Here is a 20,350-nt window from a genome sequence, read left to right on the forward strand (position 1 = left end):
TTTGTAGCCGGTGTCCGGCATCGCAGGATGACTAGAGCGCCTGCGCGTCATGACGCTTTCCCTGCAACCGCTGTTTCCGTTGGCGCTGGCCACGGCGCAGCTGCCCTTGGATCCGATGGATTCTGTCCTGTTGCTCCAGGACGTTTTGGCGTTGCGCGGCGAGGACAGCGGTAACCCCAATCCGGGCTGTGCCTGGACCGGTGACATCAACGGCATCTGGCAGGTGCACCAGCTCCCCGCTTTTGCGGCCATCAGTGAGCTGGTGCGGCGGCACGCCTGGGAGTACCTCACGCAGCTCGGTTTCCAGTGCGATCAAGTCGCCCTTCATATCCAGCGGGCCTGGCCCGTCGTCAGTGAACCCGGGCAGGTGGTTGGGCGGCACCACCATCCCAATGCGCACCTGAGCGCCATCGTCTATCTCAACGGGGATGGCTCAGGCCGCAGTGGTTGCCTGCGGCTTTACCCCGCTACCCAAAGCAATGAATTGGTGCCGGGTCTGGCCGTGGGCCATGGCGGGCCCCTCGACGGTGCGATCAGCTGGAATGCGCCCCATTTCGACCTGGCCCCCCGGGCTGGACTGCTGGTTCTCTTCCCGGCGGCGACCGACCACGCCGTGACGGCTAATGAGGATGACGACGACCTTCGGGTCTCCTTGGCCTTTGATTTGGCCCTCAGCGCACCCCTAGGCGGGGCTCCCCCCGAATACCTGGCCCCGCACCCGCAGCAGTGGACCCCCCTCGGCGGGCCGTGATCCTGGACAATGGGGAGCTTCTGGACTGAGCAGCTCCATCCATGGGCGAGACCTACACCGTTGTCTGTGAACTCAACGGCGCTAGCCACAGCTTCAGCTGCGCCGCCGACCAGACCGTTCTCGCTGCTGCTGAAGCCGCCGGCGTTCCCGTCCCCAGCTCCTGCTGCTCCGGTGTCTGCACGACCTGTGCGGCCGTCGTCAAAGAGGGTTCCGTGCATCAACCCGACGCCATGGGCGTCAAGGCAGAGCTCCAGGAGCAGGGCTTCGCGCTGCTCTGTGTGGCCTTCCCCCGCAGCGACCTCAAGGTGGTCGCCGGCCAGGAGGATGCCCTCTACGAAGCCCAGTTCGGTCAGTACCAAAAGTGAGCCCGGGGCTCTCTGGTTTTCGCTCCCTGGCGCTCACGCTCGTCTGTGAACCCGGCCCGCTGCTGCCCCAGATCGAGGCTGCGCTCCGGACCCATGGCGTGCCCCTGCGCTGGGCGATTACCGAGGCGACCTGTCTGCCCAATGGCGGGCGCCAGCTGACCCTCGAAGCGATGGTTCACCAGCCCGCCCTGCTCGTATGACCCGTTCTGGGGAGCCCCTGCCCACCTTGATGGTTTTGCCCACGGGCATCGGCTGTGAGGTGGGTGGCTACGCCGGTGATGCGGTGCCCGCCGCTCGGCTGTTGGCGGCCGCCAGTGGCTGTCTGATCACCCACCCCAATGTGATGAATGGGGCCTCGCTTTATTGGAGTGACTCCCGCATTCACTACGTCGAGGGATCGAGCCTCGATCGTTTTGCGGCTGGAGAACTGGCGCTCGAACCGGTGCGCTCCCAGCGCATCGGTCTGCTGCTGGATACCGGCATCGAGGAGGACTTGCGCCTCCGGCACCTGCAGGTCGCCGACGGTTGCCGGGCCAGCCTGGGCCTCACGCTTGGCCCTGTTGAGACCACAGCCGCGCCCATCGGCGTGAGCCTGAGCCAAGGGGAGAGTGGCGCGAGCTGGGGCCAACTGGAGCGCCCTGATGTCCTGCTCGCGGCTGGAGAGCGCCTGCGGGATGCCGGTGCCACCGCGATTGCCGTCGTTGCCCGTTTCCCCGATGATCCCGATAGCGAGGCCCTGACGGCTTACCGCCAAGGGGGCGGCGTCGATGCCTTGGCTGGTGCGGAGGCCGTCATCAGCCACTGGCTCAGCCGTCAACTGAACCTGCCTTGCGCCCATGCCCCAGCCCTGAGCCCCCTAGAGATTGACCCCCAGTTGGATCCTCGGGCGGCTGGAGAAGAGCTGGGCTACACCTTTTTGCCCTGTGTCCTCGTGGGCTTGAGCCGGGCTCCGGCGCTCTGGCCCGCGGCCGAGGCCCCTGCGGGATCGATTCGGCCCGATCAGATTGGTGCCGTGGTGGCCCCGGCTGGTGCCCTGGGGGGGGCGGCGGTGTTGGCCTGCGCGGAGCGCGGAGTTCCGGTGATCGCCGTGGAGAACCCATGCGTCCTGTCGGTCACGTCCGAGGCCTTGGGGATCGAGGTGCTCCCGGCGTCCAGTTACAGCGAGGCGGCGGGCTTGCTGCTGGCCCTGCGGGAGGGGATCAACCCTGAAGCCCTGCAGCGTCCCTTGGGGCGGCTCGGCTGATGGCTGGCTTTGGCTCCTCCGCTGAGCCCTGTCCCTGCGGGGGGGAGTGCTACGCCACCTGTTGTGAGCCATTTCACCTGGGTACGGCACGGCCTGAGACCGCCGAGCAGTTGATGCGTTCGCGCTACAGCGCCTTCAGCAGGAACCTGATCGATTACTTGATCGAGACCCACCCCTCCCCAGAGCCCATGGCCGAGCGTCGCCAAGCCCTGAAGGCGAGCAACCGCGGCGTGCGCTGGACTCGGCTGCGGATCAGCGCCAGGGAGGCTGGGGGGGCGACCGACCTCAGCGGCACGGTGACCTTTGAGGCCCACTACCGCCAATCCGGCCAGACGCATGTCCTGCGGGAGTGCTCCCGTTTTGGCCGCGAGGGTGAGGATCTAGTCGGCCGTTGGCTCTATCTGGCGGCTGAGGGTTAATGGCTTCCTCTCATTAGAAGCAGCGAAAAAAGCCCCCGTCCGTCAACGGGGGCCGCCTGCTCTTCGGTGCCCCCTCCCTGCGGGCTTGGATCTCTTTGCTTCTGCGCCTAGCCATCCCCCAAGCCCCAAATGGGGGCAATCCAGCCGCTGACGGCCGTGTCCCCATTTGGGGGCGATTCAGCCTCAGATGATCGCAAGAGCTCAGTCATGACGGGGCTGATCAGCTCTGGTTATCGCTGTGATCGCCAGAGGCGATCGCCAAAAGGGTTCCCAGTTCTTGGTCGATGCCCATAAGTTCAGTTGCAACAGCCCAACAGGGCCGTTTTGCATCCCCGCTCTGACGGCTAGTCCGTTGAGCCTTTCTTTCCCGTACTCATGACGACCACCATCCAGCAGCGCCAAGGCGCTTCTGCGTGGAACCAGTTCTGCGAGTGGGTCACCAGCACCGACAACCGCCTCTATGTGGGTTGGTTCGGCGTTCTGATGATTCCCTGCCTGCTGGCCGCCACCATCTGCTTCATCGTTGCGTTCATCGCAGCACCCCCCGTCGACATCGACGGCATCCGTGAGCCTGTTGCTGGCTCCCTGATCTACGGAAACAACATCATCTCTGGTGCTGTTATCCCCTCCAGCAACGCCATCGGCCTGCACTTCTATCCCATCTGGGAAGCCGCCAGCCTCGACGAGTGGCTGTACAACGGCGGTCCTTTCCAGCTGGTTGTTTTCCACTTCCTCATCGGCATCTACGCCTACATGGGTCGTGAGTGGGAACTCTCCTACCGCCTCGGCATGCGCCCCTGGATCTGCGTTGCTTACAGCGCACCCGTGGCTGCTGCTTCCGCAGTGTTCCTGGTGTATCCCTTCGGTCAGGGCTCCTTCTCGGACGCCATGCCCCTGGGCATCTCCGGCACCTTCAACTACATGCTGGTGTTCCAGGCTGAGCACAACATCCTGATGCACCCCTTCCACATGCTTGGTGTGGCTGGTGTGTTCGGTGGTTCCCTGTTCTCCGCCATGCACGGCTCCCTGGTGACCTCCTCCCTGGTGCGTGAAACCACCGAGAGCGAGTCCCAGAACTACGGCTACAAGTTCGGCCAAGAGGAAGAGACCTACAACATCGTGGCTGCCCACGGTTACTTCGGTCGCCTGATCTTCCAATACGCCTCCTTCAACAACAGCCGCAGCCTGCACTTCTTCCTGGCTGCCTGGCCTGTGGTTGGTATCTGGTTCACCGCCCTGGGCGTTAGCACCATGGCGTTCAACCTGAACGGCTTCAACTTCAACCAGTCGATCCTGGATTCCCAGGGTCGTGTGCTGAACACCTGGGCTGACGTGCTGAACCGCGCCAACCTCGGTATGGAAGTGATGCACGAGCGCAACGCTCACAACTTCCCCCTCGACCTGGCTGCTGCTGAGTCCACCCCCGTGGCTCTGACTGCTCCCGCCATCGGCTGAGGCTGAACCCCAAGATTCAGCTTCTTCTCGAACTTCGAGGAGTGTTGAATCAAAAGCCCCCGCGAAAGCGGGGGCTTTTTGTTGCTTGGGCTTGCAGTTGTGAGGTCACCGGAGCCATAACCGCCGAGGAGATGTCCGAGAACATTCCGCCGTTGTCCGAGCAGGGGAGACTTATCCGACCCCCCGACCCAATCCCCTTGGCACCAAGAAGAAGGCCGCTGAACGAGTGAAGTCCATAAAAAATCCCCCCGGGCAGGCGTCCGAGGGGATGGACTGACGTTTCGATGCCAGCTTCATTCAATCTTCCTGAGCAGAAAACCCCCATATGGGGTCAATGATGTGGAGTCGCGAGTAGTTGATCACCCAGGTCGGGCACAATCAGAAAAGCGACTGACGCGTTTAGCAAGAACAAGGCGAGGCTCGTGCTATTGTGTAACAACTTGTAAGTGAGAACGAATGTTCACGATCGAGAAGGCTGCTCAGATATTCCCAGAGACGAAGACCGCTGATGTTATTCCCGCTATTACTGCTCGATATCAGCTTTTAAGTGCCGAAGACCAGCTGGCGCTGATCTGGTTTGCATACACAGAGATGGGTAAAACCATCACTGTTGCAGCACCTGGGGCCGCGCGCATGCAGTTTTGCCAGCTCGCTCTCAAGGAGATCTCTGAGATGTCTCCTGATCAGCAGAGCAAGGTCATGTGCGACTTGGCGACCAAGGTGGACATGCCGATTGGCCGTCAATATGCCAACTGGTCGATCAACGTCAAACTCGGCTTCTGGTACGAGCTTGGCGAGCTAATGAGAAAAGGTGCTGTCGCGGGTATACCGCAAGGCTACAAGCTTTCTGCTAACGCAAACTCGGTCCTTGAATCCCTTAAGAAGGTCGAGCAAGGGCAGCAGATCAGTATTCTCAGAAACTTTGTTGTTGATATGGGCTTCGATCCTGCTAAGGACGAAGACAACCTTGCTAGCGAGCCAGAGGTGATCCCTACACCTCAATCAGAACGTCAGCAAATTTTCATTCCCGGTGTGCTCAACCAAACGGTTTTGAGTTACATGGAGCTTCTCAACTCGAATGACTTCGATGCTCTTATTGAGTTGTTCCTGCCCGACGGCGCACTGCAGCCTCCGTTTCAGAGGCCAATTATTGGTAAAGAAGCAATCCTTAAGTTCTTCAAGAGAGACTGCCAAAATCTAAAGCTTATGCCCCAAGGTGGTTTTGGTGAGCCTGCAGAGTCTGGCTTTAACCAGATCAAGGTCACGGGAAAAGTGCAGACACCGTGGTTCGGCAGTGAAGTCGGCATGAACGTCGCTTGGCGCTTCTTGCTCGATGAAAATGACAAGATCTACTTCGTTGCCATTGATCTTCTGGCCAATCCAGCCGAACTCCTAAAGCTGGGCAAGCGTTGAAATCGGTTCAACGAAGCACGACCGGTCTCTTTCATGCCATGGCAATCCTATTGCCATGGCTGGGCGTTGCGATCGTGACTATCAACGTAGAGCCTGTTAAAGCCAGTGTTGGGCTGACTTTGTTGCTGATTTGCGCGAAGTGCTATCTGAATACTGGCCTTTTTATCGTTGCGCATGACAGCATGCACGGCACTCTTTCTCCAAGTTGGCCTCGCATCAACAAGGTAATTGGTGCTGCGGCTTTGTTCCTCTATGCAGGACTAAGCTATTCATCCTGCAAGCGCAAGCATCTGCTTCACCACCTTGCGCCCGAGACTTCTCTCGACCCCGATTACCGAAAGGAGCATGAAGCTTCTTTTGTTAAATGGTTCGCGAGGTTTCTTTGTTCGTACACCAGCGTTGGCTCGCTCGTCATCCTGGGTATGGGCTGGGCTCTTGTCTATTCTCAATCCGTTGACCCGTTCCGAAGTGTAATTCTCTTTGGTGCTGTTCCTTTGGTGCTTAGTTCGATCCAGCTTTTCACTTTTGGGATATGGATGCCGCACAAACCCGGGAAAGACTCTGCTCGGAATACCCCCAGAAGTAATTATTTCTCGCCATTCGTATCTCTGTTGACTTGCTACAACTTTGGGTATCACAGAGAGCACCACGAAAACCCACATATTCCTTGGTATCAGCTCTATAGACTGGCAATGGCAAAAATATAGTCCCTTCCTGAGCATCCTCCACCTGTTGACCGCACCCCAATCCAATGAACAACGCAGAATGGACTTCAACGGAGATTGAAATAGCAAAACAGGCCTTTGCGGCTGGGAATAAAAATGCTGAGCTTCAACTTATCTCACTTGTTCAGGACAAAGCGTCCGACTTGCCTGACATTGAATCCCTTTACGCTCTACATGACTATCTCAGCATCGAGCGTCATGAGCTAGAAGGGCGGTCGCAGTTTGATCCAGAGACGGCTTTGTTTGCATTTGCAGAAATGGTCAAGCGAGGATTGGTGTCATTGAGCCAGCTTGAGGGACTTGATGCGAAAAAGATTGCAAAGGTCAAAGCAATGTCGATGTTCTAGGTCATTAGAATCTGCTCTCCAGGTGGAGAAATGTATTTATGACTAATTCGACGCCAACGTTGGCTCTGCTTATACCTCAATATGTAGAGTATCTCCGCTGTCTCGACTCAGCACACATCATCGAGCAAGAGATCCACGAATCGTTGAAAGCTGCTGGCCTCACTTGGGGAGACCTAGAACAGGCTGCTGCGAGCGCTGAGCAATCAGGTCAAGCGCCCGGATGAGCTAGGTGAAGTGAATATCGAGTCTCTGGAGAAACTTGCCGCCATCATCGTTGCTGTCGGATTAGTGGCTGGAAATCTCTTTATGTTTTCACCTTTACGCACAGACAATCGGCATCTTCCTGATTCCCTTGGGGAAGATAAATTGCCGGCAAGTAGTAATTAATATTCTTTCCACAGGCTATTCGTGGTGGTTCTCAGCTGCAGTTGAGTTGCTTGCGCGAGGTTGATTGGCCGCTGATCCATGGAAGAGGCAGGGCGGACCTGCATGCTTCTTCAGCCAATTCAGTATGAGTGTGGCGATCCCTGATGGCCCCCAGCAAGCCTTCCAGCGGCAGATCAGATCCGCTCGGAGTCTGTTCTAGTCGAAAAAAATCCCCCTGCCCACCGGAAAGTGTCAGGGGGGATGAGCATCAGGCCCCTCCTTTCGGAGTTGGCACCACTTAACTGTGATCGAGTGAATTGGGGATAGCCCCAAATGGGGGCAACTGAGGTTAGGCCTGCTCTTGGGTCTCAGGGTGGGCCTGATCTCCTTGGCGAGACTCACGAATAAAGCGCTTCCGCTGGGCGCTGTCCTCAGGACTTTTGTCCAAGGGAACAACGTGCCAGCCACCCTGGAAGCGTGTGTCTCTCTCAGGTGTCGTCATACGAAAAACCCCCCGATCCAAAAGAAGTGCGGGGGGTCGTCTTTCAGGCACCCCCCTTTCGGGGTTGTGCTTACTTTCGCCGTGTTCGGGGTGATCGAGATAGCCCCAAATAGGGACATCTCTTCTCTTCGGCAAAACCGAGGCAAGCCGAGGCCTAGTTCAAGCAGGCCATCGGATGACGGTTGCCCACGCCCAGGGCTTTGGCCACGCCGGGATGGCAGACGGAGCCGCCGACGGTGTTTAGGCCGGAGACCAGTTCGGGCCGGTCGGTGACCGCTTCGATCAGGCCCCGCCCGGCGATCGCGAGGATGTAGGGCAGGGTGACGCTGACCAGGGCTTCGGTGGAGGTGTAGGGCACGGCGCCGGGCATGTTGCCGACGGCGTAGTGCTGCACGCCGTGGATCGTCACCACCGGATCGGTGTGGGTCGTCTCCCTGCTGGTGGCGATGCAGCCCCCCTGGTCGATGGCGACATCGACGATCACAGAACCGGGCTGCATCTGTTTGACGAGCTCTTCGCTCACCAGGGTCGGGGTGCGATCACCTGGACGCAGCACCGCGCCGATGACAAGGTCGGCGCTGGGAATCAGCCGCTCCAGCCGGCCGACGCTGCTGACCAGGCTCACCATCCGCCCCTGCCGCGCCGGCTCCAGTTGCCGTAGCCGCTCGGGGGAGAGATCCAGCAGCAGAACCTCCGCGTCCATCGCGGCCGCGACCCGGGCTGCGTTCCAGCCGACGCTGCCAGCCCCCAGGACCACCACCCGGGCGGGACGAACGCCGGTGCAGCCTCCGATCAAGACACCACGCCCGCCGTGGGGTTTCTCCAGCAGGTGGGCGCCCACCTGGGCCGCGAGCCGGCCGGCGATCTCGCTCATGGGCGCCAGCAGGGGCAGGCTGCCGTCCGCGAGCTGGACCGTTTCGTAGGCGATGGCGGTGGTGCCGGCCTTGATCAGGGCTTCGCCGACATCGGGGTAGGCGGCGAGGTGCAGGTAGGTGAAGAGCACCTGATCGGCGCGGAGGAAGGGGAATTCCTCCACCTGGGGTTCCTTGACCTTGACCACGAGGTGGGCGCCCCAGGCGTCTTCGCGGCTGACCAGCTCGGCCCCGGCTGCCACGTAGGCCGCGTCCTCAATACCAGCCCCGGACCCGGCGTTCTGTTCCACCCGCACCGAAAGGCCATGGCTCACCAGCTCGCGTACGGCATCGGGGGTTAGGGCGACCCGCTGCTCATCGGGTTTGACTTCCCGTGGCACCCCGATGCTGGAGATCGGTGCGATGGAGCCGGCCATGGCAGACCTTCGATCATCTCCACGATGGCGGGGTTCGCCGCCTCTGGCTACTGGCTGGCCGCCGCGATCGGCATCCGCCAACCGCTCCCGAAAGCCCGTTGGCTGAGTTTCAGCACTGGTGGTGCCTGGCGCCGCTTGAACTCGGCGCGGCGCAGCAGACCCATCACCCGTTCGGCGAGAGCAGGATCCGTTCCCTGTTGGCTCAACTCTTCCGGGCTCTGGTGCTCTTCGAGTAGGGCCTTGAGCAGCGGATCCAGCACGGCGTAATCCGGGAGTGAATCGCTGTCTTTTTGATCGGGGCGCAACTCGGCGCTGGGCGGTTTCTCGCGAATCGCCGCTCCAATCAATTCCCCTTGTGCCGGCAGTCCCAGCTCCTGGCGCACCGCCTGGGCGGCCTCGGAGTCGATCCAGTTGCAGAGATGAAACACGGTGGATTTGTAGAGGTCGCCGATCACGGCGAGCCCCCCATTCATGTCGCCGTAGAGGGTGCAGTAGCCCACGGCCAGCTCGCTCTTGTTGCCCGTGGTCAGCAGCAGTTGCCCCTGTTGATTGGCCACTGCCATCAGCAGGGTGCCTCGGATGCGGGATTGCAGGTTCTCCGCCGTGACGCCCGCTGGCGTTCCCCCCAAGGGAGGGCTCAAGGCGGCATCAAACCCTCCCATCAACCCTTCGATGGGCACCGTTTGGGTGTGGATGCCCAGCCGCTTGGCGAGGTGCAGGGAGTCGTTGATCGATCCCTCGGAACTCCAGGGGGAGGGCATCAGCAGCGCTTGCACCTTCTCGGCGCCGAGGGCCGCCGCCGCCAGCACCGCCACCAGGGCGGAATCGATGCCGCCGCTCAGGCCCAACAGGGCTTTGCCGAAGCTGCATTTGCGCGCGTAATCCCGCACCCCCAGCACCAGGGCCCGCAGCAGCAGCTCCTCATCCGAGGGGATGGCGGCCGCCTCAGCGGCCTGGCCGGGTTCCCAGCAGGCCAGATCCGCGGCACCGAAGGCCAGCTGGGCGCCCACGGCGCCGCTGGCAGTGCTGACGAAGCTGCCGCCATCGAAGATCAGCTCGTCATTGCCTCCCACCTGGTTGACGTAGATCACCGGAGCGCTCAGCCGCTGGGCCGCGCTCTTGGCGAGCTCCCGCCGCAGGTGCGGTTTGCCTTGGCCGAAGGGCGAGGCCGAGAGATTGATCAGCAGGTCGGGGGCCATGGCTGCTAAGTCCCCGACGGGATCTCCGCCGAGCAGCCGTTGGCTGTGCAGGTGCTCCTCGACCCAGAGGTCCTCGCAAATGGTTAGGCCCAGCCGCCAGCTGCGTCCGTCCCGCTCGAGCTCCAGCAGGCAGGGCTCTTCGGCGGGGCGGAAGTAGCGCCGTTCATCGAAGACGTCGTAGCTGGGGAGCAGGCGTTTGCGCGCCACGATCCGCCAGCGGCCCTTCTCCACGAGGGCCACGCTGTTGAACAGATCGGGTTGCTGGCCATCGCGAACCGTTTCGCTGACCCCCAGCAGCAGCGCCTGCTCCGCCGGGAGGTCGCGGGCGAGCGCCTCGAGCACGTCCTCCTGCCGTTGCCGCAGGGACGGCCGCAGCAGCAGGTCCCGCGGGGGATAGCCCCAGAGCGCCAGTTCCGGCGCGACCATCAGATCGGCTCCGTCTGCTGCGGCGCGGCGGCACGCCGCCAGCAGTTGGGCGCCATTGCCGCTCAGGTCCCCCACCAAGGGATTGATCTGGGCCAGGGCGATGCGCATTAGGGAGCGATCTTTGCGGTGAGGCCATAGAGATTGTGCTTGAGCAGTTCCGGCCAGAGCACCTCGGGAATCGAGCGGCTCTCGTGTCCGCCGCGAATCGCGGAGCTGGCCGTGGCAGGGACAGGCAGCTCCAGCAGCTCAACCTCGGCCCCCAGCTCCCGGAGCCGCTCGAGCGCGCCATCCGCGATGGGGTGTCCCTGGCGCGGCACCACCGTCAAGCGGCAGCGTTGCAGCAGCGCTTGGGCCTGAAACCAGCTGGGGATTTGTCCGGCTAGATCGCCACCGACGACAAACACGAGATCCAGATCGGGCCACCGCTGGGCAGCGCGATCGAGGGTCTCAATGGCCTTGGGACTGCTCAGGTCCTGGGCGAGTTCGATCTGGGAGTTGCCCAGGCTGTCGATCAGGGTGCCCAGCAACTGGGCCCGCAGCTCCAGGGGAGCCCCGTGCTGTTTGAAGGGGTTGTCGCTGGCCCAGGCCGCCACCTGGCCGTAGCGCTGGGCGAGGCCAAGCAGCAGCGCCCGATGCCCCTCGGTCGGCGGGTCGGCACTGGTGCCGAATAGGGCCAGCTCGCGCCTGTTCACGGCAGCAGGTTGCCGGAGGCGATTGCGCCCCCACCCATGCGCTGCCACTGCTGCAGCCAGTCGCGCACCTGCGGGTCCTGGCCCGCTAGACGCCTCAGCAGGGATGCGGGCCGAAAGCGACCCCGTTGGGCGCTGCGCAACAGCTCCGCCGCCGCCAAACGTCCGGTGAGACGGGTGCTGTAAACGGCAAGGGCGGCCTGGGCCATCGCGACTGGCGCGGCGGGGGCCAGGCTCAACCCACCACTGAGAGGGGCCGCCAGGAGCAGCACCTGCCGCAGTCCCCCCAACAGCAGTTGGATGCCCAATTGCGTTCCCCCCAGCAGGGCGTTCTGGGCGGAGAGCCGCGTCAACAGGGCCCGAGCCCCGCTGCTGCTCATCTCCAGGTCGTAGAGCTTGCAGAGCTGCAGCACCAGGGCGGTGTCGATCGCAAAGCCGCCGGCGAGATCCAGCAGCAGCAGCGGGTTGGCCGCCACTCCCGTCGCCTTCATCGCCGCATAACGACCGATCAGTCCCTGGGCGGCGGCCTTGCCGCGCTTCAGGCGCCAGGCGTGCAGGCTTTGGCTGAAGCGATCGGCGGCCCTGAGCCCATTGAGGCCGAGCAAGAGCGAGCCCTGGTCCTTGAGCAGCTCCAGCAGGGCCGTGCGCAAGGGGGCGATGCGGGCCGGTTGCACTTCGCTGCGCACCCGGCCCCCCTCCAGCAGGACCGCCCGCCGCGGGGCGGCGGCCACCGGCAGGATCTCCAGGTGCTGGGCCTGGCGGGGCAGGCGGGAGCGGATGCTCTCGATCAGGGCCGCCCGCTCGTCGCTCGGCCAGTTGTCGATGCGATTCAGCACCAGCAGCAGCGGTTTGCCGGCGCTGAGCAACTGCTCGATCGCCTCGGCTTCCGGGGTGGTCAGGTCGCTGTCGAGCACGAGCAGGACCAGGTCAGCCCCAAGGGCGACCCGAGCCGCCAAGCGGTGCCGGGCCCGGGCGGCGATTTCATCAATGCCTGGGGTGTCCACCAGCTCGATCCGGCTGAGCTCTGGCACCTGGACCCCCCAGGCTTCGCGCTGCTGGCGGCGGGTGCAGCCGTGGGCCACATCCGTGGCGAAGACCGGCTTCTCCAGCAGGGCATTGAGCAGGCTGGACTTGCCGACGCCCACCCGACCAAAGACCGCCACCCGCAGCCGCCGCTCTTTGAGGGCCAGTAGCTGTTGATCCAGGGTCCGCAGTTCCGGCTCCAGCAGGGAACGCTCCCGGTCGCTCAGGCGCAGGTCTCCCCGCCACTGCGAGAGCAGCAGTTCGCAGCGTTCAGCGGTGGAGGGCTGAGGCACGGGCGCGGACCTGGTCGCCATGCATTGAAGCGGTTGTGCCATCGTCGCGCTCAGCACCGCTCGCTTCCATGTCGCTCGCTCCGGACGTCTTTGCCCAGCGCCGTGCTCGTTTCTTTGAGGCCCTCGGTGGTGCCGCTGCGGTGATTCCCGCCGCTCCGCTGGTGACCCACCACGCCGACTGCGAGTGGCCGTTTCGCCAGAACAGTGACTTCTGGTATCTGACGGGCTTCGATGAGCCCGACGCCGTCGCCCTGTTTCTGCCCCACCGGCCGGAGGGGGAACGGTTCGTCCTCTTCGTCCAGCCCAAGGAACCCAGTGCCGAGGTCTGGATGGGGTTCCGTTGGGGCTGTGAAGGCGCTGTGGAGCGCTTTGGCGCTGATCTGGCCCATCCCCGTGAGGAGTTGGCTGAACGGCTCGCGGACTACTTGCGCGGTGCCGAGGGCATTGCCTTCCGGGTGGGCCAACACCCCAAGGTTGAACCCCATGTCCTGCAGGCCTGGGCCGGCCAGCTCGATCGGGCGCCCCGCACGGGTGCGGCCGCCCTGGGCCTGGTGGCGCCCTGCCCGCTGCTCCATGCCCTGCGGCTACGCAAGAGCCCTGAGGAGATCGTGCGCATGCGCGAGGCGGCGCGCATTTCCGCGGAGGCCCATGAACTGGCCCGTCAGGTGGCGCGCCCTGGGCTGAACGAGCGTCAGGTGCAAGGCGTGATCGAGCAGCACTTCCTTGAGCAGGGAGCGCGAGGTCCGGCCTATGGCTCGATCGTCGCCGGCGGGGACAACGCCTGCGTTCTGCACTACACGGCGAACAACGCGGTGCTGAACGACGGCGATCTGCTCTTGATCGACGCCGGTTGCTCCCTGAACGACTACTACAACGGAGACATCACCCGCACCTTCCCGATCAACGGTCGCTTCAGCCCTGAGCAGCGCGCCCTCTACGAGCTGGTGTTGGCCGCCCAAGAGTCCGCCGTGGCCGCCGTGGCTCCGGGGCAAACCGCTGAAGCGGTCCATGACACCGCCGTTCGGGTGCTCGTGGAGGGCTTGGTGGACCTGGGCCTGCTGCGCGGTGAGGTGGACGGGATCATCGAGCAGGGCGCCTACCGCCACCTCTACATGCATCGCACCGGCCATTGGCTGGGCCTCGATGTCCATGACGTCGGCGCCTATCGCCTGGGTGAACACCACGTGGGCCTCGAGCCCGGGATGGTTCTGACCGTTGAGCCGGGCCTCTATGTCAGTGACCGGCTGCCTGTCCCCGAGGGCCAGCCAGAGATCGAAGAGCGTTGGAAGGGCATCGGCATCCGGATTGAAGACGATGTCGCCGTGACCGAGCACGGCCACGAGAACCTGACGGCGGCCGCCCTCAAGGCTCCAGCGGCGCTGGAGCGCTAGGCGATCGCCTGCTCCAATGCCGCCAACACCGCTGTGGTGCCAGGAATGACCACGTCCGCTCCGGCTTGGCGCAGCTGGCCCTCATAGGCCGCGCGCCTGGGGGTGCTGTGCAGGTGTGGCGGGGCCACCGCGAGGCTGATGAAGCGCTGATCGGGTTTCGCCTGGCGCGCGCGCACCACGGTGGTGACATCGGCCACGGTATCTCCGAGATAGGCCACAGGCACCGACGGGGGCGCCAGGGCATTGGCGAGTCGCAGAAAGCCGCTGGGATCAGGTTTGTCGGGGGCCTCCCCCATGGCAATTAGGGGCGGCTGCTCAAGCCCCAGACGGGTTTGGAGCACGAACCGTGCCGATGGCGGTTCGGCGCCGCTGACAAAGCCCCAGGCCACATCGGCCGCCGAGAGGGCGGAAAACAAGGCCGCATCCACCAGCAGGGGTTCATTGCGGATAAAACCAGTCCAGGCCGCGGGATCCCCCTCTGGATCCCCACCGAAATAGAAGCCGTTGAAGACCTCCACCAGCGCCTCAAAGGCCGGGAGGTCCTGCTGACCCTGCCGGCGCAGCAACTCCAGGGAGGCTTCCCAGTCGTTGTTCCAGCAGCCCTCGGCCTTCAGGGCATCGATGCTCTCGGGGCTCGGGCGCTGGCCGCTGTAGTGATGCACCGTCTCCACGATTGCCTTGCGGTAACTGCCCCCCACATCGCGGATCACGCCATCGATGTCGAACAAGAGAACAGCGCGTGGGTTCAGGGGACTGGAGAACAGCGGCTGGTAGGTTAGTTGTTTGTCATTAAGCCTTGAGCGCGGACACCATGAGCACCGAGAGCGCTGAAAGCGCCGCGGCGACTGCTGCTACGACTGCCTCGACAGACGCTCCCGCGACGGAGACCACTGAGGCTCGTCCGGTGCTGAGTGGTGCCAGCGCTGCCCTGGCGACCGCCACCATCGACGAGAACGGCGTTCCCTCCGGCCGTACCCCCAAGGCCGATGAGGGCCGCTTCCTGCTGAAGATCCTCTGGCTGCCCGACAACGTGGCCCTGGCCGTCGACCAGATCGTCGGTGGCGGCCCAAGCCCCCTGACCTCCTACTTCTTCTGGCCCCGTGAGGACGCCTGGGAAACCCTGAAGACCGAGCTGGAAGGCAAGAGCTGGATCACCGACAACGAGCGCGTTGAAGTCCTCAACAAGGCCACCGAGGTGATCAACTACTGGCAAGAGGAAGGCAAGGGCAAGAGCCTGGAAGAGGCCAAGCTCAAGTTCCCCGACGTCACCTTCTGCGGTACCGCTTGATTTGCGGCTGCCCCATCTCCCCAGCCCCCGCAGAGCGGGGGCTTTTTTGTACCTGTTTAGCGGCGTGGACTGACCACCTGACCAAAGCTGCTGGCGGTGATCAGACCCGGCTGGCTCGCGATGTCCACCGTGAAGGAGCGGGATTCCGCCTGGCTGGTGCCATCGGGATAGACGAAGGTCACGACCCCCTGCAGGGTGACCTTCGAGCCATCGCGGTTGACCTCCTGAAGGCTGTCCACCGCCACCCGTTGGAACTGGCTGAAGAAGGCGGGATCGAATTGATCGGCGGCCTGGGGGCCGAACAGTTGCTTGGCGGCAGCGGTGTTCCCCAGGGAGATGTCGTCGTAGAGCTGTCGCACGGTCTCGACGGCCTGGTTCAGCTGCAGTTGCGCTGGATCCGGCTTGGGCTCAGTGGTGGCGGGCTCCGGTTCCGTTGTGGTGGGCTCAGGCGCACTCACCAGGGCAGGTGCGCTGGCAGTGGAGGGCGTCATCGAGCGGTTCAGCAGCACCATCCAGGTGAGGGCGCCGACGACCCCCACCACGAGCACTCCGGCGATGAAGCTCAGCACCGCCACCAAACCGCTGTTGGAGCGTGGCGCGGTGCTCAGCGGCGCATCCACGTGCTGCTCGTCGTCCTCCTCGATGGAGCTGGGGATGCTGGGGATCGCCTGCCCATCGGGGGCTAGGCCGAGTAGACCCCGGAGGACGTCGGCCATCCGCAGGCAGAGGGCCGGGGCGAAGAGGGCATCGAGCTCCTGCTGCAGCCGCAGGTTCAGTTGGGTTTCGCTGGGTAGGGGCGGCCGCTCCGCCACGGCCTCCTGGAAGGCAGCGGTTTGCACCAGGTGCTTCAGGGCCGGCAGCAGCAGCAGTTCGTTGTCTCCGCAAAAGTCGCTGAGCAGGGCCTGGTAGCGGCGCACATCACTGCTGATCCCCCGCTCAAAGTCCGCCAGGATTTGGCGCCGCAGCTTCACGCCGAGCTGGTAGTCGTTCATGGTCGCGCCGTGGCGCGGGATGGCTCCTAAGTCTCGCGCGCCGCCTTCCATTGCGCCCGCAGGGCCTGCTCCAGGGCGGGGCAGAGCTGCAGCTTTGATGAAGCCTCAGGGGCACTGCCGGCAATGAGTGCGCCCAGGGGATCGACCTGGGGTTGCTCCAGCAGCGCTTGCGCTTTGGAGGGTGTGGCTAGGAGGGCCAGGAATTGTTGCCGCCGTTGCTTGAGGCTGGCCTCGATGCGCTCGGGATGACGGCAGAGCTGCTGGATCTCGAGGGCCAGTGGATCAGCGGGCTTGAGCCACCACCACAGACCGGCGCCGACCGCCGCCGCGGCCACACCGAGCGCAGCCAATGCGGTGCCCCTGCCGCTGCGGGTTGGGAGGCCCCGCTGGGCGATCGCCACCGAGACGTCATCACCGCTGCCGCGGGCCGTGATCTCCGCCAAGCCCTCAGCCAGGGCCTCCCCCTGGATCTCCAGCATTTGCACGCAGAGCTGCAGAAAGTCCGCGTCGGTGGCGCAGGACTTGCGGACCCCATCGGTGCAGAGCACCAGGGCGGTTTCGCTGGGTTGGGGCTGCAGCTGAGCCCGCGTCGCCCAGGCGCTGAGGGCGCCGCTCTGGCAGAGGCTGAGGGTGGCCTCGCCTGAGGCTTGGCTCAGCTGCTCTTGGTTCACCAGGCTGGCGTCCCCACCGGCTTGGATCGCCACCAAATCCCAGTCACCGATGCCGGTGCAGCCCCACCACTGGGGCGTGAGCAGGACCACCCCCAAGGTGCAGCCGTAGAGCGTGCTGGAGAAGGACTCCTCGCCCGTCTTGAGCTGGCTGCTCCAGTGGGTTTCGATCGCGCGAAGCCAGCGCTGTTCAATGGCCGCCGGCAGCTCGCGCTCGAGCTGTTTGCGCCACCCCGCCTGGTCCTGGAGGGACAGCGTGGCGGCCGTCGCGCCGATGGCCTCTTCTGCCGCCACGCAGGCCAATCGACTGCCGACGTCGCTGAGGCGATAGCGACTGCCGCCATGGCCGTCGGAGACCAGCAGCAGTCGCAGATCAGGGCTGATGCGGCAGACCCGGGAGGCGTCTTGGCAGGGCTTGTTCTGACGCCGGTGGGCCGCACCGATGACGCTGCAATGGCGGCCGGCGGACCAGGTGCGCATCACCAGACCAAGGGCCCGACATCGTCGACGGGATCCAGCAGGGTCGGGGGCAGATCCGGCAGGGGGATGTTGCCGCCCTCGTCCGCGGCCTCATTGAGGCGGCTGGCGGGCATCGAGGCGGCCCCGACCACGGCGGTGGACGCCCACTGGATGTACTGCGCCAGGGTGGTGGCATTGCTGGCCTGCAGGGGGCGCCGCGGCGACTTCCCGCCGCCGCTGGGCTCGGGCCCGATGAAGTGCTGCAGCACCTCCAGGTCCGCGTCGTGGCCCATGGCGATCGCCAAGCGCACGGCCTTCTGGGCCCAAGGCTCCCGCATCAGCTTGGCCAGGCCCGCATCGAAGTCGTCGGTGGGTTGGCCATCGGAGATCAGGACCAGGACCGGCGGCAGCGCCCGTTCCTCCATCGGCGGGGACTGCAGGACGCCAGCCACCAGCTCGAGGGCTTCCCCCATGGCCGTGATGCCCCCGGCTTCCAGGTCACGCCACTGCAGCTCCTGCACCGGTGTGGGGTCGGCCAGGTGCCATGCGGCGCCATCGGCGAAGCGCACGGCCCGCACCAGCACCCGCGCCTCCGGGTTGTGCTCGGCCACCTCCGCCATGCCCGGGAGGGACTGGCGGATCGCCTGGTTCAGGGCCTGCATCTTGCCCTGGGCGGCCATCGAGCCGGAGCAATCGCAGAGGTAGATGAAGTGCAGCGGGCGGTTGCTGAGGCGAACGTTGGGGAAGGGCATGGCTTATGTGCGGATCGGGGTGATCGGCCCGGCCGGGGTGCTGAGCTGCTGCAGGGCCGCGACATTACAGGTTTTGCCCGGCTCCACTTCGAGCCGTTGGCCGTTGGGCAACTGGCCCTGCCAGGGGGCATCGCTGAGGTTGCGGAGGCCCACCAGTGCGGCATCCGTGGGGTGGGCGACGAAGACCGCCAGGGGGTGATCGAGGCGTTCACCCTGGAGGCCATCGAAGTGATGGCGGTAGAGGGCATTCCCTGGGTGGGCGGCCACCTGTCCCTGGGGCAGTTGCAGCTGCAACCCCCCTGCGTTGCCCTGACTGCAGCTCCAGCAGGGGCCGTCTTGGAAGACTTCTTCGCCGCAGTGCTGGCACAGCCGCCGTTGATCCAGGCAGCGCGCGAGCTGCTGTTTCCACTGCCCGGTTAGGGGGCGTTGGCTGGGTTGCCGCAGTCCGGCGCCAAAGATCGTCTCAAAGAGCTGCTGGAGGCTGCGCGGATAAATCGGCCAGGTGACCAGGGCCGCGGCATGGTCCTCGGGGTCGGGACGGTTCGCGGGGTTGTTCGGGTCAAAGATGAACAGTGCCTCCTCGCCGTAGAGCCGGCGCCGGGCGGGCTCATCGAGGCAGCGGATGGCCAGTTCCTGTCGACCGCGGAAGGGGTCGTGGCGGGTGAGCAGCCGAAAGAGCAGGATGGCCAGGCTGAATTGATCGGTGCTGGCACTCGGCTTGGCGGCACCCAGCAGCACCTCGGGGGCCATGAAGCCCGGGGTCCCGAGCACGCTTCCGGCCCCCTGGCCATCGACCGCGACGTTGTCGTTGTCGCAGATCAAGATCGCCCCATCGCCGGGCCGAAGAAAGAGGTTGCCCAGGGAGATGTCCTTGTAACAGAGCCCCTTGAGGTGGAGTTCGTGGAAGGCCGTGGCCAGGAAGAAGCAGGCCCGCAGGATGTTCTGCAGGCTGATCTCCATCCGCCCGCCGGCGTGGAGATGGGCCCCCTTAAAGCCACTGGGCCGCAGGGGCATCAGGTAGCCGAAACCGGGCTCTTGGCTCCGGAGCAGCGGACGACTCTCCGCACTGGGCTCCAGCAGGGCCATCGGCCAGAGGAAGTCGCCGTTGGGGGCCCCCAGGCGAATGCTTTGCTGCAGGCGCTGCCGCAGCAGCGGGTCCCGGGCGATGCAACTCGGGAAGTACCACTTCAGGGCCAGACCCTCAGTCCCGCAGCGCACGGCGTAGACCTGTCCCTGGGTGCCGCCGCCGAGGCAGCGTTCGATCTCGAGGGGCTGCTCGAGGCCGTCGAAGGCGAGGCGGCTCCCCAGCGGCAGCAGGGTGTTCATCGGGCCTGGGCTCCGAGGGCTTTGCGGATGCCGTTGCGGTGGGCCAGGGCGGTGCGGCGGTTGGCAAAGCCATGGCGCAGGGCGCGTCCATCGCGGAGCACCACCACCAGGCTGTGGTCCTTGCGGGACCCCAGCACGATCCAGCCGGCCAGGGCGCCGAGTTCCAGGGGCCAGAAGATCAGGGGGAAGGGCAGCAGCAAGAGGCCCCCAAGGCAGAGCAAGAGCCACCAGCTGAAGACGTGGGGATGGCGAGGCAGGCTCTGCACTCCCGCCGAGAGCACCGCGGCCAGCTCGACCGCTTCCCCATCCACATCGATCCGGCGGGGCGCGGCGGGTTTGGGTTGGGTTGGGGTGGCCGCTGGCTTGGTCGGAGTGGCCGCGATCAGCTCGAACTGCAGCACGGGGCCCTGGAGTCCGAGCCGGATCTCATCGCCGTCCTCGAGCTGGCGGCACTGTTGAATCCGTTGCCCTTCGTGGAAGGTGCCGTCGTTGCTCTGCCACTCGCAGACCAACCAGCCCTGGGTTTGCGAGAACCGGACGACGGCGTGGTGATCGGAGACCCCGGTTTGGCTGGCGAGGCAGAGCCGATTGCTCGGCGCCTTGCCGATGGTCAGGGGCTGTTTGGGATCGAGGGGCGCGGCTTTGCTGGGATCGCTAGCGAGCAGCAAGCGCGCTTTGGGGGCACTCATCGCTCCCCTCGGCGGCGCGCCCACCACAGCCTCCAGTCATCGCGGAGGTCGTTCCAGAGGCCGCCATCCCCCTCGCGATAGGGAAGGACACGCCCGGGGAAGAGGACCGCTTTGCTGGCGAGGGCCAGGGCCACGAGCACCATCAGCAGCAGGATCCAGCCGGGGATCGCCCCCACCCAGGTGTAGGCAAAGAAGGCCCGCAGGGCATAGAGGCCGATCGTGATCGCCAACCAGAGGCGGAAGGGCTCCCAGGGATCCCGTTGACGCTGCACCGAAGGGGG

The 20,350-nt window shown here is 64.5% G+C and carries 22 protein-coding genes; 11 read left to right on the top strand and 11 right to left on the bottom strand.

Features of this window, described 5'->3' with window-relative positions; genetic code table 11:
- The first annotated feature begins 49 nt into the window (after positions 1 to 49).
- The 9 genes from H0O22_RS12765 (at position 50) to H0O22_RS12805 (ending at position 6,718) form a co-directional block, all read left to right on the top strand.
- Positions 50 to 751 (top strand): putative 2OG-Fe(II) oxygenase, encoded by a 702-nt coding sequence (locus H0O22_RS12765; protein ID WP_185186986.1) that lies wholly within the window; start codon positions 50 to 52, stop codon positions 749 to 751.
- A gap of 41 nt (positions 752 to 792) precedes the next feature.
- Positions 793 to 1,116: a 2Fe-2S iron-sulfur cluster-binding protein gene (locus tag H0O22_RS12770; protein WP_185186987.1), complete on the top strand. Its 324-nt coding sequence runs from the start codon at positions 793 to 795 to the stop codon at positions 1,114 to 1,116.
- Complete coding sequence (locus H0O22_RS12775; RefSeq protein ID WP_185186988.1) at positions 1,113 to 1,316, top strand: hypothetical protein; 204 nt, start codon at positions 1,113 to 1,115, stop codon at positions 1,314 to 1,316. Before H0O22_RS12770 ends, H0O22_RS12775 begins: the two co-directional genes overlap by 4 nt.
- Entirely contained in the window at positions 1,313 to 2,359 is a 1,047-nt protein-coding gene (locus H0O22_RS12780) for a DUF3326 domain-containing protein (RefSeq protein WP_185186989.1), read from the top strand. The genes H0O22_RS12775 and H0O22_RS12780 overlap by 4 nt, the downstream gene beginning before the upstream one ends.
- Complete coding sequence (locus H0O22_RS12785; RefSeq protein WP_185186990.1) at positions 2,359 to 2,778, top strand: YchJ family protein; 420 nt, start codon at positions 2,359 to 2,361, stop codon at positions 2,776 to 2,778. Before H0O22_RS12780 ends, H0O22_RS12785 begins: the two co-directional genes overlap by 1 nt.
- Before the next feature lie 375 nt (positions 2,779 to 3,153).
- A complete protein-coding gene (psbA, locus tag H0O22_RS12790) occupies positions 3,154 to 4,233 on the top strand; it encodes a photosystem II q(b) protein (protein WP_185186296.1) in 1,080 nt (359 codons plus the stop codon).
- A 456-nt stretch (positions 4,234 to 4,689) separates the two neighbouring features.
- A complete protein-coding gene (locus H0O22_RS12795) occupies positions 4,690 to 5,646 on the top strand; it encodes an orange carotenoid-binding protein (protein WP_185186991.1) in 957 nt (318 codons plus the stop codon).
- Between the two features lie 38 nt (positions 5,647 to 5,684).
- Complete coding sequence (locus H0O22_RS12800) at positions 5,685 to 6,353, top strand: fatty acid desaturase (protein ID WP_185186992.1); 669 nt, start codon at positions 5,685 to 5,687, stop codon at positions 6,351 to 6,353.
- 44 nt (positions 6,354 to 6,397) lie between these two features.
- Positions 6,398 to 6,718, top strand: a complete 321-nt coding sequence (locus H0O22_RS12805) for a hypothetical protein (RefSeq protein ID WP_185186993.1) — start codon at positions 6,398 to 6,400, stop codon at positions 6,716 to 6,718.
- A gap of 1,022 nt (positions 6,719 to 7,740) precedes the next feature.
- On the opposite strand, the gene ald is transcribed toward H0O22_RS12805, so the two are convergent.
- From ald to H0O22_RS12825, 4 genes are read right to left on the bottom strand one after another with little or no spacing between them, the layout of a single operon-like run.
- Positions 7,741 to 8,874, bottom strand: a complete 1,134-nt coding sequence (gene ald, locus H0O22_RS12810) for an alanine dehydrogenase (RefSeq protein ID WP_185186994.1) — start codon at positions 8,872 to 8,874, stop codon at positions 7,741 to 7,743.
- A 47-nt stretch (positions 8,875 to 8,921) separates the two neighbouring features.
- The gene (locus tag H0O22_RS12815; RefSeq protein ID WP_185186995.1) at positions 8,922 to 10,607 is read right to left on the bottom strand and encodes an NAD+ synthase; all 1,686 of its coding nucleotides are present in this window, start codon (positions 10,605 to 10,607) and stop codon (positions 8,922 to 8,924) included.
- On the bottom strand, positions 10,607 to 11,191 hold the full coding sequence (locus tag H0O22_RS12820; protein ID WP_185186996.1) for a nicotinate-nucleotide adenylyltransferase: 585 nt from the start codon (positions 11,189 to 11,191) through the stop codon (positions 10,607 to 10,609). The genes H0O22_RS12815 and H0O22_RS12820 overlap by 1 nt, the downstream gene beginning before the upstream one ends.
- Positions 11,188 to 12,504 carry a GTP-binding protein gene (locus tag H0O22_RS12825; RefSeq protein ID WP_255439340.1) on the bottom strand — a complete coding sequence of 439 codons (1,317 nt, stop codon included), beginning with the start codon at positions 12,502 to 12,504 and terminating at the stop codon, positions 11,188 to 11,190. Before H0O22_RS12825 ends, H0O22_RS12820 begins: the two co-directional genes overlap by 4 nt.
- A gap of 68 nt (positions 12,505 to 12,572) precedes the next feature.
- Between H0O22_RS12825 and H0O22_RS12830 the strand changes: the two genes are divergently transcribed.
- On the top strand, positions 12,573 to 13,895 hold the full coding sequence (locus tag H0O22_RS12830) for an aminopeptidase P N-terminal domain-containing protein (RefSeq protein ID WP_185186998.1): 1,323 nt from the start codon (positions 12,573 to 12,575) through the stop codon (positions 13,893 to 13,895).
- Here H0O22_RS12830 and H0O22_RS12835 read toward each other — a convergent pair.
- Positions 13,892 to 14,605, bottom strand: a complete 714-nt coding sequence (locus tag H0O22_RS12835) for a TIGR01548 family HAD-type hydrolase (RefSeq protein WP_255439589.1) — start codon at positions 14,603 to 14,605, stop codon at positions 13,892 to 13,894. The two genes, H0O22_RS12830 and H0O22_RS12835, sit on opposite strands and share 4 nt — an antisense overlap.
- Positions 14,606 to 14,706: 101 nt before the next feature.
- On the opposite strand from H0O22_RS12835, the gene H0O22_RS12840 reads away from it, so the two are divergent.
- On the top strand, positions 14,707 to 15,183 hold the full coding sequence (locus H0O22_RS12840) for a 30S ribosomal protein PSRP-3 (protein WP_185186999.1): 477 nt from the start codon (positions 14,707 to 14,709) through the stop codon (positions 15,181 to 15,183).
- A 56-nt stretch (positions 15,184 to 15,239) separates the two neighbouring features.
- On the opposite strand, the gene H0O22_RS12845 is transcribed toward H0O22_RS12840, so the two are convergent.
- From H0O22_RS12845 to H0O22_RS12870, 6 genes are read right to left on the bottom strand one after another with little or no spacing between them, the layout of a single operon-like run.
- Positions 15,240 to 16,175, bottom strand: a complete 936-nt coding sequence (locus tag H0O22_RS12845; protein ID WP_185187000.1) for a hypothetical protein — start codon at positions 16,173 to 16,175, stop codon at positions 15,240 to 15,242.
- Positions 16,176 to 16,201: 26 nt separating this feature from the next.
- Complete coding sequence (locus H0O22_RS12850) at positions 16,202 to 17,323, bottom strand: protein phosphatase 2C domain-containing protein (protein WP_185187001.1); 1,122 nt, start codon at positions 17,321 to 17,323, stop codon at positions 16,202 to 16,204.
- Entirely contained in the window at positions 17,323 to 18,054 is a 732-nt protein-coding gene (locus tag H0O22_RS12855; RefSeq protein WP_185187002.1) for a tellurium resistance protein, read from the bottom strand. Before H0O22_RS12855 ends, H0O22_RS12850 begins: the two co-directional genes overlap by 1 nt.
- 3 nt (positions 18,055 to 18,057) lie before the next feature.
- The gene (locus H0O22_RS12860) at positions 18,058 to 19,380 is read right to left on the bottom strand and encodes a protein kinase (RefSeq protein WP_185187003.1); all 1,323 of its coding nucleotides are present in this window, start codon (positions 19,378 to 19,380) and stop codon (positions 18,058 to 18,060) included.
- A complete protein-coding gene (locus H0O22_RS12865; RefSeq protein WP_185187004.1) occupies positions 19,377 to 20,069 on the bottom strand; it encodes an FHA domain-containing protein in 693 nt (230 codons plus the stop codon). Before H0O22_RS12865 ends, H0O22_RS12860 begins: the two co-directional genes overlap by 4 nt.
- Positions 20,066 to 20,341 carry a hypothetical protein gene (locus H0O22_RS12870; protein ID WP_185187005.1) on the bottom strand — a complete coding sequence of 92 codons (276 nt, stop codon included), beginning with the start codon at positions 20,339 to 20,341 and terminating at the stop codon, positions 20,066 to 20,068. The genes H0O22_RS12865 and H0O22_RS12870 overlap by 4 nt, the downstream gene beginning before the upstream one ends.
- Positions 20,342 to 20,350: the final 9 nt, after the last annotated feature.

Origin of the sequence: Synechococcus sp. LTW-R (assembly GCF_014217875.1) — a bacterium.
In the GTDB taxonomy this organism is placed as follows: Bacteria; Cyanobacteriota; Cyanobacteriia; order PCC-6307; family Cyanobiaceae; genus Vulcanococcus.